15 protein-coding genes and 2 rRNA genes are annotated in these 15,265 nt (G+C 38.6%); 16 read left to right on the top strand and 1 reads right to left on the bottom strand.

What is annotated here, in order from left to right:
* The first annotated feature begins 227 nt into the window (after nucleotides 1-227).
* From H6791_02250 to secF, 14 genes are all read left to right on the top strand, one after another.
* Nucleotides 228-731, top strand: a complete 504-nt coding sequence (locus H6791_02250) for a 50S ribosomal protein L10 (protein ID USN94559.1) — start codon at nucleotides 228-230, stop codon at nucleotides 729-731.
* Between the two features lie 10 nt (nucleotides 732-741).
* Nucleotides 742-1,275: a 50S ribosomal protein L7/L12 gene (gene rplL, locus H6791_02245; protein ID USN94558.1), complete on the top strand. Its 534-nt coding sequence runs from the start codon at nucleotides 742-744 to the stop codon at nucleotides 1,273-1,275.
* A 226-nt stretch (nucleotides 1,276-1,501) separates the two neighbouring features.
* Nucleotides 1,502-2,134 carry a hypothetical protein gene (locus H6791_02240; GenBank protein USN94557.1) on the top strand — a complete coding sequence of 211 codons (633 nt, stop codon included), beginning with the start codon at nucleotides 1,502-1,504 and terminating at the stop codon, nucleotides 2,132-2,134.
* A gap of 81 nt (nucleotides 2,135-2,215) precedes the next feature.
* Nucleotides 2,216-2,500: a GIY-YIG nuclease family protein gene (locus H6791_02235; protein USN94556.1), complete on the top strand. Its 285-nt coding sequence runs from the start codon at nucleotides 2,216-2,218 to the stop codon at nucleotides 2,498-2,500.
* The gene (locus tag H6791_02230) at nucleotides 2,500-3,141 is read left to right on the top strand and encodes a hypothetical protein (GenBank protein USN94555.1); all 642 of its coding nucleotides are present in this window, start codon (nucleotides 2,500-2,502) and stop codon (nucleotides 3,139-3,141) included. The genes H6791_02235 and H6791_02230 overlap by 1 nt, the downstream gene beginning before the upstream one ends.
* A 95-nt stretch (nucleotides 3,142-3,236) precedes the next feature.
* Nucleotides 3,237-3,920 carry a hypothetical protein gene (locus H6791_02225; GenBank protein USN94554.1) on the top strand — a complete coding sequence of 228 codons (684 nt, stop codon included), beginning with the start codon at nucleotides 3,237-3,239 and terminating at the stop codon, nucleotides 3,918-3,920.
* 138 nt (nucleotides 3,921-4,058) lie between these two features.
* Nucleotides 4,059-4,631 carry a hypothetical protein gene (locus H6791_02220; protein ID USN94553.1) on the top strand — a complete coding sequence of 191 codons (573 nt, stop codon included), beginning with the start codon at nucleotides 4,059-4,061 and terminating at the stop codon, nucleotides 4,629-4,631.
* A 426-nt stretch (nucleotides 4,632-5,057) separates the two neighbouring features.
* Nucleotides 5,058-8,241: ribosomal RNA gene (locus H6791_02215) — 23S ribosomal RNA — on the top strand.
* A gap of 242 nt (nucleotides 8,242-8,483) precedes the next feature.
* Nucleotides 8,484-8,590, top strand: a 5S ribosomal RNA gene (rrf, locus tag H6791_02210).
* 195 nt (nucleotides 8,591-8,785) lie between these two features.
* Entirely contained in the window at nucleotides 8,786-9,577 is a 792-nt protein-coding gene (locus H6791_02205; protein ID USN94552.1) for a hypothetical protein, read from the top strand.
* A 1-nt stretch (nucleotide 9,578) separates the two neighbouring features.
* Nucleotides 9,579-10,706, top strand: coding sequence for a rod shape-determining protein RodA (gene rodA / locus H6791_02200; protein USN94551.1), 1,128 nt, complete (start codon nucleotides 9,579-9,581; stop codon nucleotides 10,704-10,706).
* A 2-nt stretch (nucleotides 10,707-10,708) separates the two neighbouring features.
* Nucleotides 10,709-11,395, top strand: a complete 687-nt coding sequence (locus H6791_02195; protein USN94550.1) for a phosphatase PAP2 family protein — start codon at nucleotides 10,709-10,711, stop codon at nucleotides 11,393-11,395.
* A gap of 11 nt (nucleotides 11,396-11,406) precedes the next feature.
* A complete protein-coding gene (gene secD, locus H6791_02190; GenBank protein ID USN94549.1) occupies nucleotides 11,407-12,711 on the top strand; it encodes a protein translocase subunit SecD in 1,305 nt (434 codons plus the stop codon).
* Between the two features lie 4 nt (nucleotides 12,712-12,715).
* The gene (secF, locus tag H6791_02185; GenBank protein USN94548.1) at nucleotides 12,716-13,624 is read left to right on the top strand and encodes a protein translocase subunit SecF; all 909 of its coding nucleotides are present in this window, start codon (nucleotides 12,716-12,718) and stop codon (nucleotides 13,622-13,624) included.
* A 150-nt stretch (nucleotides 13,625-13,774) separates the two neighbouring features.
* On the opposite strand, the gene H6791_02180 is transcribed toward secF, so the two are convergent.
* Nucleotides 13,775-13,972: a hypothetical protein gene (locus tag H6791_02180; GenBank protein USN94547.1), complete on the bottom strand. Its 198-nt coding sequence runs from the start codon at nucleotides 13,970-13,972 to the stop codon at nucleotides 13,775-13,777.
* Between the two features lie 142 nt (nucleotides 13,973-14,114).
* On the opposite strand from H6791_02180, the gene H6791_02175 reads away from it, so the two are divergent.
* Nucleotides 14,115-14,672, top strand: coding sequence for a LemA family protein (locus tag H6791_02175; GenBank protein ID USN94546.1), 558 nt, complete (start codon nucleotides 14,115-14,117; stop codon nucleotides 14,670-14,672).
* A gap of 23 nt (nucleotides 14,673-14,695) precedes the next feature.
* Entirely contained in the window at nucleotides 14,696-15,223 is a 528-nt protein-coding gene (locus H6791_02170; protein ID USN94545.1) for a hypothetical protein, read from the top strand.
* Nucleotides 15,224-15,265 lie beyond the last annotated feature (42 nt).

The following is a 15,265-nucleotide window of genomic DNA, read 5'->3' as shown; positions in this document are numbered from 1 at the left end:
TGGTTACTGTCGTGTTTATAATACTGGTAAATCCTAGCTAGTTTTAGGCTCTTGCTAAAAATAATTTTTGTGATAATCTAATACTCGTTAGCCGTAGACAGTTGGCATCCCGAGATATTCGAGGGAATAGGACCGACCTAGGTTGAATTCTATCTATATAACTTTAGAGTTTGACACGCTTGCGGCCACAATTGGTCGATTATTTTTTTTATATAAAAAAAGAAAAAATGGCTTTAACAAAAGAAAGAAAAACAAAATTGTTTGATAGTCTCGGAGACGTAGTGAGCGATTCTAAGTCTATAGTTTTTGTTGGCTTCAATAACCTTGATGCTGGAAGAACTAGTGAACTAAGAAGCACACTAAGATCAAAGGGTATATCTTACAAAGTTGCTAAGAAAAGGATCCTAAAGAAAGCTCTCGAAAAAGGTTCATTCTCTGGTACTATGCCAGAAATGGGTGGAGAGATGGCGATCGTTTATAAACTTGGTGACAATGGAGAAGGCGGACTCCTAGATCCTTCAAAAGAAGTATTTGAATTCGTCAAAAAGTGGAAAGACAATATGTCTATCCTAGGAGGAGTGTACGATGGTGTTTACAAACCAAAGGATGAAATGATGGCTGTTGCCCAAATTCCTGGAAGAGACACTCTATACGCACAGATTGCAAACTTGTTTGCATCACCTATTACAAGACTCGCTATTTCTCTAAACGAGGTAGCAAAAACTAAGTAATCTAAAAAGTATGTCAGAAGAAACAAAAAATGATGTTGTAGAAGAAACTACTGCAGAAGAAACTACAGAAACTACTGCACCAGAAGCTACTGAGACAAAGGCTGAAGAAGCCGCTCCAGCTCCAGCTGCAGAACCTGCCCAGACTGACGCTGGTCAAGGCGGGGAGAAAAAAGAAGTACCAGCAGAATTCAAAGATTTGATCGAAAAGATCGAAAAAATGTCTGTTTTGGAACTAAACAATCTTGTAAAAGCTATCGAAGACAGATTTGGTGTATCAGCTGCAGCAGTTGCAGTAGCTGGACCAGCTGCTTCAGGCGACGCAGGAGAAGAGAAAAGCGACTTTACAGTTGTTCTTGCATCAGCAGGAGACAACAAGATCGCAGTTATGAAGGTTGTAAAAGAATCTCTAGGACTTGGACTAAAAGAAGCTAAGGACCTAGTTGATGGTGCACCTTCTGATCTTAAAACTGGTGTCAAAAAAGAAGACGCTGAAGCTATGAAGAAAGCTATAGAAGAAGCAGGAGGTAAAGTTGAATTGAAATAATCTCAACTTTACCGGCTAAAACATTTATTTGAACACTTTGTGTAAAAATAAATGTTCGCCCGATCAAAAGCTCCCCATGTGGGAGCTTTTGATTTAGGGAGGTAAGGTTGAACTAAAGTAAACTTAACTCTAAACACTACTCAAAAAACGCCCATTTTAGGGTGTTTTTTGTTTTTCAAATTTTAGATATAATAAATCCATGTTTAATTTTAGAAAAAAAGAGAATATGGAGGACATCTCAATATCGCAAAACCCAGAAATGGGTCGTCCTGGTAGAAATGGAGTAGAAGAGTTGGATATGGTTCCAGATGATGTAAAAGAAGATTACGAAATGAATCACAATAATACTTCTACAGAAATCACAGAACCAATAGATAACTCTTGGGAGTCTTACGGAGAAGACTTAGAAGAAGATATGGATAATTTTGAAAAACGTTGCATGGAAGAGTTTGGAACAATAGATCCAAAAGTTATTTCTGAAAAGATCGGACAAGAATTTGAAGTTTATCTTGCAAATGAATATAGTTATTCTGGTGAATTATCAAGTGAAGGTTTGCAAGAAGATAAATTTGAAGAATTTGAAAGTTTAATGGATGAAAATACAAAAACGGCAGTATATCCTTCTAGGTATGACAAAAGAAGTTCAGTTAGTGCATATCTTGGTTTCTTGGAAAAGAAACATCCAGAAATTTTTGAATTATATAAAAAGGTTATTTCAGATAAGAAAACCAGCATAAAAAGTAAAGTGCCAGAAAATACAGACAGAATATGGGGAGAGACATTGAAACAAGCATTTAGAGTTTATGAAAAAGGTCTTGATCCTTCAAAAATAAATTCTTTTCTAGAAGAAAATCTCTAAACACTACTCAAAAAACGCCCATTTTAGGGTGTTTTTTGGTGTGTTGAAATCCACCTAAAAAGGAGTATACTTGGGGCATATATGGATCACGTACGAAATAATCGTAAGTTCTATTATACTTATGTGCTTCGTAGTGAAAAAAGTGGCAAGCTTTACATAGGATATACTTCTGATTTACGGAAACGTTTGAAACAGCACAATGATGGAGTTTCTACTTATACAAAAAATCGTGGTCCGTTTGAAATTATTTATTATGAAGCATGTCTTACAGAAGATGATGCTAGGTCGAGAGAATTATACCTTAAATCAGGTAGGGGGCGGAGATATATAAAATCTCGTTTAAAACGTTTCCTATTTCGTACGTGATGGATACCGCAGGAAAACTATTTGGTGGAACTTCTAGGGTGAAAGTTATGAGGCTCTTTCTTCTAAATAAAGAATCAACTTTCACAACGAAAGATGTTAGAGATAGAAGTAAAATCACTGCATCACAAGCCACAAAAGAGCTAAACTTTTTGTATTCAATCGGATTTCTCAAGAAAAAAGCTATTCCTTCAAAAACAAAAACTAAAAAAGTAAAATCAAAAAAGAAAAAATCCAAGAAAGCACCAGCTACTTCCAAGAAGTATCAATACTTTTTCAATGAAAATTTTGTTTACAAAAATGCACTAGAAGAAATACTCATAGAAAAAGACTCTGTTTCTAGAAAAGATATGGCTGGTAAGTTCAAAAGGGCAGGTAGGGTCAAGACTCTCGTTGTTTCCGGTGTTTTCTTGAAAGACAATGATAACGATATAGATATGTTAGTTGTTGGTGACAATCTAAAGAAAAACATAGTAGATAGAATCATAAGTGATATAGAAGCAGACATGGGAACAGAGATTTCCTATGCCGTTTTCGATACAGAAGAATTTCTCTATAGAGCAAGTATGAGAGATAAACTAATTGCCGATGTTTTCGACTTTCCGCACGAGTTCATAATAGACGGCCTCAAGTTATCCACATAAAGCTTATTTTAACCCCCTAAAATGCTATAATTATAGAGTACCTAATTTATTGTAGGTCGAATTTAAAAACTCTTTAATTAGTAATATTTATAAATATGTTGTTAACAAATTGGGGAGATGTATTCGTAGCATCACTTCAGAGCTTGTGGATCGGAGTTGTATCTTTCATCCCTAGCCTTATCGTAGCCATCCTTATCTTCATCGTTGGATGGATTGTTGGAAAACTAGTAGGAAACGCTGTTTCTCAGCTTATAAGTGCTCTAAAAATAGACAAGGCACTTTCTTCTACTGGTCTAAATGAGATCTCACAAAGATCAGGTCTAAACATAACAGCAAGCGGACTTCTAGGAGGACTAGTAAAGTGGTTTGTTGTTATCGTATTCTTGATGACATCACTTGAGATAATCGGCCTTACAGAAGTAAACGGATTCCTAAGAGATGTTGTCCTAGGTTACCTTCCAAACGTAATAATAGCAGCTCTAGTTCTTCTAGCAGCTACTGTTATCTCTGACTTTATGGAAAGAGTTGTTGTTGGAGGTGCAAAGGCAGCAAGAGTAAGATCTGCTCATATGCTAGGTAGTGTTACAAAATACGCTATCTGGGTATTTGCTTTCATCATAGTTCTTTCTGAACTAGGTGTTGCAGTACAATTCATGCAAATTCTATTCACAGGTATCATCGCTATGCTTGCTATCGCAGGAGGTCTAGCGTTTGGTCTTGGTGGAAGAGATGCAGCTGCAAGAGCAATCGAAAGCGTCAAAAACGACATGATGAGATAATCTCACCAGTCTCTCGAAAAACACCTCTAGGGAAACCAGAGGTGTTTTTCTTTACACCAATACAACACTTGCATTTTTTATAGATATATGTTATAAATACTCTGGTTTTAATTGTTCATTTCATCAAAAAAAAGACGCATGAAAAAAATCATTGCCTCGGCGGGCTTTGTGCTCGCACTTTCGACTACTATTGCTTTCGCTTCGACGTACCCTGATCAACCGGTGCCGCCTGACAAGGTCAGTACCTTCAATGAAGATCTGATCCTGTACGATACCAATCCGGCCAGTCTGAATGAAGGCGGCGGTGAAATGATCCTGTGCATGTACCTGGAAGACCGGAACTGCATCCCCGAGGTGGATGCTGGCAGTTCGACCATCTCCGGCGAATATTTCTTTGTAGATGCCAATGGATCCTGGTTCCTGCCAACTGAAATGGTAATACCGGATAACAACACCTTTGTTCCGTCGCCGTCCATTTTCGACACAAAATTGGTTTTTACCAACTGTGTAGTTGGCCTCGACTGGTGGGATGTAATAGCGGCAACCGTTAACGGAGATGTGATGTACCAGGAATCCGGAATCGTCCCTCAGGAGACATTCACGATAGGTAATACTGGATCATGGCCGGTAGGTGACTACATTGTGGTTTTTAAGAACCACACAACCGGTGCAGTTATCACAAGAAAAAGGCCTTCCCGGGCGACGTATTGACCAGCGATCATGAAAGAAAAAAGGGCTGCTTTTGCAGCCCTTTTCCTATACCCAAAAACATAAAACAACCTATTAATTCTAATCTTTCTAAAGACCTAATTTTCTAACTTCTACTGCCCTAATAAATGCTTGACTTAAAAACTGTCTTGGTATATACTCTGTCCCACAGAAATGTATACAAGGAATTACATACAGCGGGCAAAAAACAACAGGTGATAATATCACAATGCTGGTTTTTGTGCCGCCTAGCCAATAGGCGGTTTTTTCTTGGGAGAGGTTCAGAAAGGAACGAACAATGACAAATGAATCCTGTGGCTTGTACTGACTTTAATAATTTTTATTACGGGGTCTTTGCGTACAAGAAAAACAGGGAAAGAAAATAGGTAAAAATTGTATTTTATTTTGTTGGTGCTTGTGTTTCCTAATAGGAAACAAGGGCACATGGTGGATGCCTAGGCTCTACATAGCGATGAAGGACGTGATATGGCGGCGATACGCTTCGGGGAGGTGCCTAATAACCTTTGATCCGGAGATCTCCGAATGGGGGAACCCTAGAAAGTGAACCTTTCTAATCTAACAGCTTGACTGTTAGGAGCGCACCCAGGGAAGTGAAACATCTCAGTACCTGGAGGAAAAGAAACCAAATAGTATTTCCTGAGTAGCGGCGAGCGAAACGGAAGAAGCCCAAACCTGTCCAATATTGGTTGTTTGAAACTTGTTTTGAACAACCAATATTGGACGGGGGTTGTAAGGTAACAACGACGTTTTACGTAAAAAGTTACAAAATGTGGTAATAGAAAAATGTGCTGGAAAGCACAACCATAGGAGGTGATAGTCCTGTATTCGAAATTACTCACATCTTTTTTGTTGTTATTCTTGAGTACCTCAAGACATGAATAGCTTGGGGGAATCTGCCGGAACTAACCGGTAAGGCTAAATATATGTAGGGACCGATAGTGAACTAGTACCGTGAGGGAAAGGTGAAAAGTATCCCGAGAGGGAGGTGAAATAGACCTGAAACCATGTGTCTACAAGGAGTCGGAGAGGGCATTTATGTCCTCCACGGCGTGCCTATTGAAGAATGAGCCAACGAGTTTATGTATGCTGCCTGGCTAAGCTCTTTACGGAGTGGAGCCTCAGGGAAACCGAGTGTTAATAGCGCGATTTTGTAGTATACATAAGACCCGAAGCCAGATGAGCTTACCATGAGCAGGATGAACCCTTTCGAGAGAAAGGGGGAGGTCCGAACCCGTATGCCGTTCAACACATTGGGATGACTTGTGGTAAGGAGTGAAAAGCTAATCGAATCTGGTAATAGCTGGTTCTCTCCGAAATAACTTTAGGGTTAGCGTTTGTTTTATCCTCTGGGGGTAGAGCACTGGAAGGTATTGATAGGGAGAAATCTCGCGATACCTATCAAACTCCGAATACTAGAGATTAATTAACAAACAGTTAGACTATGGGGGCTAAGCTCCATCAGTCAAAAGGGAAACAGCCCAGATCTATAAATAAGGTCCCTAAATCGATACTAAGTGCAAAACGAGGATGTGATATTTCTTAGACAATGAGGAGGTCGGCTTAGAAGCAGCCATCCTTGAAAGAAAGCGTAACAGCTCACTCATCAAGAGATTTCGCGCCGAAAATAATCGGGGCTAAGTATCGTACCGAATTTTAGGATTGCATCGATGTTCGCATCGATGTAGTGGTAGGAGAGTATTCCACTCTTGCGTTGAAGCCGAAGGCGTGAGCCACGGTGGAGCGTGTGGAAGTAAGAATGTTGGCACAAGTAACCGCAAGCAAGGTGAGAGCCCTTGCCGCCGAAAAACCGAGGTTTCCTTCGCAACGATGATCGACGAAGGGTTAGTCGGGCCTAAGGGGATGGTGAAAACCGAACCCGATGGACATACGGTTAATATTCCGTAACTTCTTAAAAGTGCGATGGGAGGACGGAGTGTAGTAGAGATAGCAGATTATTGGATTTCTGTTGATTGCATAAGTGTTCTGTCTAGGTAAATCCGGACAGTATAAGCGCAAGTGTCGTCAAAATGTCTAAGTACGCTTAGGCAAATTATCTTGAGCACGCTTCCGAGAAAAGTCTCTAAGCATAACTTTTAAGAATCCGTACCGCAAACCGACACAGGTGGTTGGGTCGAGAAGACCAAGGCGAACGAGTGAGAGATCCCCAAGGAACTCGGCAAAATAGCAGCCGTAACTTTGGAATAAGGCTTGCCCTTCACTACTTTGGATATTTCCAAAAAAGTGAAAGAGTTAAGTAAAGAAAATAAATAAGTATAAACAACAAAAGATATACGAGATAATCGAGACATAAAATTATAACTCTTTGTTATTTTTTACACGGAAGTGTTTAAAGTAGTGGAGGGCCGCAGCGAAAGACTCCCTGGCAACTGTTTATCAAAAACACAGCTCCCTGCGAACTCGTAAGAGTATGTATAGGGGGTGACACCTGACCAATGCTAGAAGGTTAAATATTGGCGGTTTGCATCATAATTGAGCGTGATATTTTCAAGTCAGAAATAAAAAGTCAAAAGTCAAAACTTTTGAGTTTTAAATTTCTAATTTTGAATTCTTATCGTGCTCAGCTTGATGCAAGCTGACTGATATAAGCCCTAGTGAATGTCGGCCGTAACTATAACGGTCCTAAGGTAGCGAAATTCCTTGTCTGGTAAGTTCAGACGCGCACGAATGGTGTAATGACTGGGGAACTGTCTCGGGGATTTGCTCGGTGAAAATACAATACCGGTGAAGATGCCGGTTACCTGCAGTTAGACGAAAAGACCCCGGAAGCTTTACTACAGCTTGGTATTGTGTATATTGAGTGACTGCGTAGCATAGGTGGGAGACTTTGAAGCTATCCTTTTGGGGATAGTGGAGTCGTCAGTGAAATACCACTCTTTCTATTGATATATGCTAATCAAAACGGCAAAAACGTTTCGAGACAGTATCTGGCGGGTAGTTTGACTGGGGTGGTTTCCTCCTAAAGAGTAACGGAGGAGTTTACAAAGGTCAGCTAGGCGCGAATGGAAACCGTGCCGATAGTGTAAGGGCATAAGCTGGCTTGACTGTAAGGGGTACATCCCGAGCAGGCACGAAAGTGGAACCTAGTGAACCGACAGTACGCATTAGACGCGGCTGAAGATTAACGGATAAAAGCTACTCCGGGGATAACAGGCTAGTTCCGCCTAAGCGTCCATAGCGACGGCGGAGTTCGGCACCTCGATGTCGGCTCACCTTAACCTGGGGGTGGAGAAGCTCCCAAGGGTATGGCTGTTCGCCATTTAAAAAGGTACGCGAGCTGGGTTCAAACCGTCGTGAGACAGGTTGGTCTCCTATCTACTGCAGGCGTTGATTCTTGAGAAGATTTGCTCCTAGTACGAGAGGACCGGAGTGAACTGACCTCTGGTGTAGTGGCTCTTGCGCCCGCGGGACCGCCACGTAGCTATGTTGGGAATGGATAACCTCTGAAAGCATCTAAGAGGGAAGCCAACTTCAAGATGAGGAATCATTTGAGGGCCCAGAGAGATGATCTGGTTGATAGGCTTTAGGTGTAAGCACAGTGATGTGTTCAGCCGAGAAGTACTAATTACCCGATCCTATTAGGAAATATGAGCATCAATAGATGAAATAATTTTACGATTTTTACCAAAAACAAAAGCAAAAAACACAAACCTTTTAATCTAGAGATTAGATTTTAGAAAGTTTTGTGTTGGTGATTTGTCACAAGGGTCATCCCATACTAGAGCAAAGCTCAGTACGGGACGCAGCACCTCTTATTTCAAGAGAGAAGCATGCCCCGAACGAAAAATCCATTTTATTTTAGATTCATTATTTAGTGTTGGTGATTTGTCACAAGGGTCACACCTCTTCCCATTTCGAACAGAGAAGTTAAGCCTTGTTGAGCCGATGATACTCTTTTAGGGAAAAGTAGGTTGTCGCCAGCACTAAGTAATGAATTTTTTCGTTCGGGGTTAAGTTTACCCATTCAAACATAGTTTGGATGGGCCTTGTTGAGCCGATGATACTCTTTTAGGGAAAAGTAGGTTGTCGCCAGCACAAAGTTTTTTAGAATAGTCTCTAGATTAAAGGGTTTTTTGTTTATCTAAAACGGTTTTTTTCATGCTATAATAAAGTTTACTATGGCTAGAGCTTGGGCTGCCAAGAGGCAACTACTTATACTTTTTCTTATAATTATGGTTTTTGGCATTTTTGTTTTTTTGAGTGCATGGCCCAGGATTTCAAAAGAGCCTACATGTTCTGACGGTATAAAAAATGGCGGAGAACAAGGAGTAGACTGCGGTGGTTCTTGTAGACTTATGTGTGAAGAGCTCGTTCCTCCTGCAAAAGTTTATTGGACAAGATTTTTTGAAGTAGCGCCTGGAGTTTATAGTGTGGCTGCGCTTGTTGAGAATCCAAACTTGGATCTTTATGGATATTCTAGACCTTATGAGTTTAGACTTTATGATAAAGACAATCTTTTCATAACACGAGTTCAAGGTTACACACACCTTCCACCAAACTCCGAGATCGCTATTTTTGAAGGAGGAATAGCTACGGGAAACTCTATACCAAAAAGCGCGACTTTTGACTGGCTCGACTCTGCTAGTTGGATAAAGATTGTAGATCCAGGATCACTTGTTTCTATAACTAGAATAGATAACGAAAGAGTTTATGATCTAACCACAAGACCGAGAGTCGAGGCAACTGTTACAAACCAGAAAGCAGAGACACTTCCTAGAACAAAGTTTGTTGCAGTTTTGTTTGATGAAAATGGAAACGCTCTTGCGGCGTCTTCTACATACTCTGACCCAATAGAAGGTTTTGGTTCTAGAAAAATATATTTTTCTTGGCAAAACCCTATCGATGTAGTTTCACCTAGAATCGAGATTTATACTCTGTACGACGAGAGCTTGTATTACTACTCACAGTAAAATGACATTTAGAGAAACTAAGAAAAATTTTGATATATACCTTTTTTTGTCTGTTATTCCGATAATGGTTTCTAGTCTTTCCGTTCTTCACTCCATAAGAGGGGAGGCAGATTTTTTCGGAAGACAACTTATGTGGGTTTTTCTAGGACTATCTATTGCGTTCCTTGTGTCACTTATCGATACGCGTTTCTTGAAAAGATCTGGAGTTGTTTTGACTGTATATGGAATCGCTATGTTTCTTCTTGTGGGAGTTTTGATTTTCGGTTCAACAGTAAAGGGGTCAAAGAGCTGGTTTGATTTTGGATTTTTATCTTTTCAGCCATCTGACTTGGCGAAACTTGCACTTATACTCATACTCTCTAAGTATTTTTCTAGAAGACACATAGAAATAAAGAGACTAAAACATATATTTATCTCTCTTATATATATGGCAGTTCCGTTTGGACTTATATTCCTTCAGCCTGATTTCGGTTCTGCTATGGTACTGTTTTTCATCTGGGCTGGTATGGCACTAGTCGCTGGTATATCAAGAAAACACCTTTCTATACTTGGCGGAATTTGTCTCGCAGCATTTATAGTTATGTGGTTTTTTGTTTTTCAACCATATCAAAAAGAAAGGCTTTCTACTTTTATAAACCCTCTATCTGATCTTCAGGGTGCAGGTTATAACACATACCAATCTATAATCGCAGTCGGTTCGGGTCAGTTTTTGGGTAAAGGTTTTGGTTTCGGTACACAGTCTAGACTAGAGTTTTTGCCAGAATACGAAACAGACTTTGTTTTTGCGGCATTTTCGGAAGAGTGGGGTTTTGTTGGGGTAATGGTTTTGCTTTTCTTCTTTTTCCTTTTGTTGTGGCGGATCATAAATACGGCAGAAAAAGGGGAGACGAATTTTGAGATACTTTTCTGTAGTGGTGTCGCCATACTTTTCTTCTCACACATTTTGGTAAACATAGGTATGAACCTCGGAGTTATGCCTGTAACGGGAATTCCACTGCCTTTTATGAGTTACGGTGGATCACATATTTTGGTTGAATCTATTTTACTTGGTATAGTTTTGGCTATGGGGCGATACAAGAGACCCTCTCATCGTTCAGAAATCTCACAAGAAATTGAGGGTATAGTTTAATTATGGGAAACATAGAAAATGACATAATAATAAATCTCCAAAGTGTTTTTTCTACTGATTTTTCTCGTGCCATGGCTGTTTTTTTGGCGCGAGATTTAGGAACGATAATTATAGTTGTGACATTGTTGTTACTTATAAGGAACATAATACGAGACTTCTTTGCTACGAACTTCATGGGAATAAGTATTTTTTCTTTCGATATAAAAAAGTTTTTCTTTTCTTTGTTTGGAAAAAAGGATATAAATCAAATTCTTAAAGAAGAAGGAGAGTCTCTATCTTCTAACTTGAAAAAACTACGAAGAGATATAGAAGCAACATACTCTATTATATTTGTTTCACTTTTTGCATGGACAAGTTCGCTAATTCTCAAGATCTCTTTTCTAAGAGAAAGACCATTTGTCCAAAACCAAAACATAGAGCCAATTATAGATAAAATAGGTTCAGGATCTTTTCCTTCTGGACACGCTGTATTTTTCTTTGCTATGGCGTTTATGATGAGCAAATTTTATCCCAAGTATTCTAGATTTTATTTTGTACTAGCTATTTTGATCTCTTTGTTTAGGGTTGTCTCTGGGGTTCACTTTGTTTCAGACGTAGTAATTGGTTCTATTTGGGGTATTTTAATTGCAAAATATACTTATCATTTTATAGACAAAATCTTTATTGCAAAAAGGGCAAATAAGGAGTAATATCATTTCCTATGAAGAAACACATCATAATATCTTTGTTAGTGCTTGTTTTGTCGGGATTTCTCGGCTTTTTGGCTTTTTCAGGGAGTAGAGACTATACGTTTGGACTTGATCTCAAGGGTGGATCACACCTTCTTTATCAAGCTGACACTTCTTCGATAGAAGGGAATCAAGACATAGATGACCAACTTTCTGTATTGAGAGATTTGCTAGAAAAAAGAATCAACGTTCTTGGTGTCAAAGAACCAACTGTTCACGTAACAAAAGGTATAAATGATGAAAATAGAATAGCTATAGACTTGCCCGGTGTTACAGATATAGATGAAGCGATAAAGGCAATAGGAGAAACTCCTCTACTTGAGTTCCGACTAGAAAAAGAAGGAGCTTTTGAAAATCTAAATGTAGAAGATGTGGATCTAGAAAATATAGATTGGGATGACTACTATGAGAGAACTGAACTAACTGGGCGATACTTGAAGAGATCAAATCTACTTTTCGATAGCAATAATCTAAACGGATACATCGTTGGACTACAGTTTGATTCTGAAGGTAGTGAACTATTTTACGAAATCACAAAAGACAATATTGGCAAAACATTGGCTATTTTTCTAGATGGAGATATTGTATCTAGTCCTGTTATAAGAGATGCCATTTCTGGCGGACAAGCAGAAATATCTGGAAACTTTACTGGGGAAGAAGCAAAAGAACTTGTTTCTAGACTAAACGCTGGTGCGCTACCTATACCTATAGAACTTGTTTCTACAGAAACAATAGGTCCAAGCCTAGGAAGTGATGCAGTTGATCAAGGACTATTTTCAGGATTACTTGGAATACTCGCGATAACACTATTCTTCGTTTTCTACTACAGACTTCCTGGAGCAGTGGCTTCTATCTCGCTTATCATATATACAGCTATCATGATGTTTATATTTAAGTACATGCCAGTTACACTTTCAGCTGCTGGTATTGCCGGATTTATTATATCTATAGGTCTTGCAGTCGACGCCAATGTACTTATATTTGAAAGAACAAAAGAGGAGCTCAAGAAAGGATCCAATCCAAAGGATGCTCTAGAAGAAGGATTCAAGAGAGCATGGACATCTATAAGAGACTCAAACGTTTCAACTATAATCTCTACTGCAATTCTTTTCTGGTTCGGTACTTCTGTTATCAAGGGATTTGCTCTTACATTTGGAATAGGTGTGCTTGTATCTATGCTTACCGCTATAACTATCACAAGACACTTCCTACTTTCTTTCGCAATGAGTGAGAAGCTTGGTTCGAGATTCTTAAAATTTAGCCACAAGAAAAACTAGACCTATGAATATAATCAAAAACAAAAAAATATACTTTTCTATCTCGATAGCACTTGTTGTACTTTCTATCGTTGGATTTTTCCTAAAACCAATACCAAAAAGTATTGAGTTTGCCGGTGGATCACAGGCTCTTATTTCTGGGAACAGCGCACCACTAGACTATCTAGTAGTTTCAGATGTTGTTTCTGGTCTAGATTTTGTAGATTCATCTCTTGTTCAAAAACAAGGCGACTTCGTTTCTATCAAGACAAATACTCTAAACGAAAACCAAAAGGGAGAGCTTCTAGACGCTATAGCTTCTTCTTATGATGGGGAAGTTGTACTAGAGAGTTTTACAACAATAGGCCCTAGTATTGGTAAAGAACTCAAAACCAAGTCTATATACTCACTTATACTTGTAGTTATAGCAATAATTATATTTATCGCTTATGTTTTCCGAAAAGTTTCAAAACCAGTTTCATCTTGGAAATATGGAGTTGTTGCTGTTATAACTCTTCTTCATGACGTTATTATAACTTCTGGATTTTACGTCTTACTTTCTATGTTCTCCGGAGCCGAGATAAACACACTATTTGTTGTGGCTCTTCTAACTGTACTCGGTGTATCGGTAAACGACACTATTGTTGTCTTCGACAGGATAAGAGAGAACCTGCTTATCAACGAACAAAATAACTTCCCAAAGAAGTTTGACGAAGTTGTCGGAGTAAGTATCAAAGAAACAATCACAAGATCTATAAGTACATCTCTTACTGTTGTACTTGTTCTTCTTGCACTCGTACTGTTTGGTCCAGAAACTACAAAAGTATTCTCTATGACCATGATGGTTGGTATGATAGTTGGTACTTTCTCTTCAATATTTATCGCAAGTCCATTATTGGTTACATTGGAAAGAATTGGAAGGATAAAAAAATAATCACTTCTCGCCCCGTACAAAGAACCGCATGAATTCATGCGGTTCTTTTGTTCTGGGGTCTTCTATATTTATTGCATCACCACTACTTGTCGTGTTTGCCAAAAACGCAAAGAACAAATAAAAAAAACCCTCCACTTGGAGGGTTTTTTGTTACTCACTTATCTCTTTGAGATACCTCAACAAATCATGAAGTCTTTTTCGTCTTCTTTTGTTTATTGTGGTTATCCCGAGTATTTTTTTGCCAATTGTGAGCCTCTGGAGAAGATCAAAAGGGTCTTCTCCGCTCCGTAGATAAGCGGTGTCTTTTTTGTGGTTGATGTAAACACCAATCCACCTTTGTTTATCCATTTTCTAGCGATTTTTCTTATTTATATCACAGCATCAATCCTCGTCAAGGAGAAAAAATCTCGTGGTTTTTGGGTCGATTTTTTGTTATAATTGATATCAGTCGGTAATTAACTCACTTTACTCTTAGGAGTAACACTTATATATGTCAATTGGAGGAATAACACTAATCATACTTGTTGTGCTAATCGGTACTTTTATCGGTATGTACAACGGATTTATACGTCTTATAAACAGAACCAAGGAGGCTTGGGCAGATATAGAGGTCCAGCTAAAGCGTCGTTATGACCTAATCCCAAACCTTGTAAATACTGTAAAAGGTTACGCTACTCATGAATCTACTGCTTTTGAAAAAGTTACAGAAGCTAGAGCTAGTGCCATGAGTGCAAGATCAGCAGGCGAACATGCAAAAACAGAAGCTGCTCTAGGGCAAGCCATAACTGGAATTTTTGGTATCGCAGAAGCGTACCCAGAACTAAAAGCCAACACAAACTTTTTGGAACTTCAGCGTGAACTTTCTGACACAGAGAACAAGATTCAGTCAGCTAGAAGATTCTATAACACAAACGTTCGTGATCTAAATACAAAAATAGAAATGTTTCCAGGAAATGTTTTTGCAGGTATATTTCATTTTAAAAAAATGGAATTCTTTGATATTCCAGACGATGGAGTAGAAAACCAGCCGGTAGAAGTAAAATTTTAAATTATTGGATAGATTAATTGTATATGGATAATAAAACAAAAAAAATATTATTAATTATATTTGTACTATTCTTTGTGTTTTTAGGTATATATATTTGCAGATTATTTAAAAACGATATTGTAAATAATTTAGAAGAAGAAAAGACGGTATATAATTTGCCAGAAGGCGAAGATGCTTCAGATAGTTTTTTAGGAGAACATCCTATGGAATACGAAAACTCAGAATACGGTTTTTATGTTGATACACCCAATATTTCTGTTACAAAAAGAGAAATGTCTACAGGGAAGTACGCCGCCGTGTCATATGAAATTATTTATGAGAATAGTGAGAAGATGCTTATAACTATACCAGGGAACCCTTCTGAGTGGAGAACACTTATATCTTCTCGTACATATATAGGTGAAGTTTCAAACGGTAATCTTACTTTTGAACATTGGACATTACCAGGTGAATTCGGAGAAAGTAATTACTATATCATTGAGATAGACGGATTTTTGTATGACATATCTACTACAAACCAAGAATATCTAGACTACTTTGGATTTTTATAAAACATACATGAATTGGTTAACGAATGTTTTAATAGTTGTATC

The organism is Candidatus Nomurabacteria bacterium (assembly GCA_023898605.1).
Taxonomy (GTDB): domain Bacteria; phylum Patescibacteriota; class Minisyncoccia; order Phycocordibacterales; family UBA9973; genus HK-STAS-PATE-34.
This window is presented reverse-complemented; position numbering and strand designations above follow the sequence as displayed.

Excerpts from the sequence above, each read along its gene's own strand:
- H6791_02250 (USN94559.1), top strand. The coding sequence starts at position 228 with ATGGCTTTAACAAAAGAAAGAAAAACAAAATTGTTTGATAGTCTCGGA.
- rplL (USN94558.1), top strand. The coding sequence starts at position 742 with ATGTCAGAAGAAACAAAAAATGATGTTGTAGAAGAAACTACTGCAGAA.
- H6791_02240 (USN94557.1), top strand. The coding sequence starts at position 1,502 with ATGGAGGACATCTCAATATCGCAAAACCCAGAAATGGGTCGTCCTGGT.
- H6791_02235 (USN94556.1), top strand. The coding sequence starts at position 2,216 with ATGGATCACGTACGAAATAATCGTAAGTTCTATTATACTTATGTGCTT.
- H6791_02230 (USN94555.1), top strand. The coding sequence starts at position 2,500 with ATGGATACCGCAGGAAAACTATTTGGTGGAACTTCTAGGGTGAAAGTT.
- H6791_02225 (USN94554.1), top strand. The coding sequence starts at position 3,237 with ATGTTGTTAACAAATTGGGGAGATGTATTCGTAGCATCACTTCAGAGC.
- H6791_02220 (USN94553.1), top strand. The coding sequence starts at position 4,059 with ATGAAAAAAATCATTGCCTCGGCGGGCTTTGTGCTCGCACTTTCGACT.
- H6791_02205 (USN94552.1), top strand. The coding sequence starts at position 8,786 with ATGGCTAGAGCTTGGGCTGCCAAGAGGCAACTACTTATACTTTTTCTT.
- rodA (USN94551.1), top strand. The coding sequence starts at position 9,579 with ATGACATTTAGAGAAACTAAGAAAAATTTTGATATATACCTTTTTTTG.
- H6791_02195 (USN94550.1), top strand. The coding sequence starts at position 10,709 with ATGGGAAACATAGAAAATGACATAATAATAAATCTCCAAAGTGTTTTT.
- secD (USN94549.1), top strand. The coding sequence starts at position 11,407 with ATGAAGAAACACATCATAATATCTTTGTTAGTGCTTGTTTTGTCGGGA.
- secF (USN94548.1), top strand. The coding sequence starts at position 12,716 with ATGAATATAATCAAAAACAAAAAAATATACTTTTCTATCTCGATAGCA.
- H6791_02180 (USN94547.1), bottom strand. The coding sequence starts at position 13,972 with ATGGATAAACAAAGGTGGATTGGTGTTTACATCAACCACAAAAAAGAC.
- H6791_02175 (USN94546.1), top strand. The coding sequence starts at position 14,115 with ATGTCAATTGGAGGAATAACACTAATCATACTTGTTGTGCTAATCGGT.
- H6791_02170 (USN94545.1), top strand. The coding sequence starts at position 14,696 with ATGGATAATAAAACAAAAAAAATATTATTAATTATATTTGTACTATTC.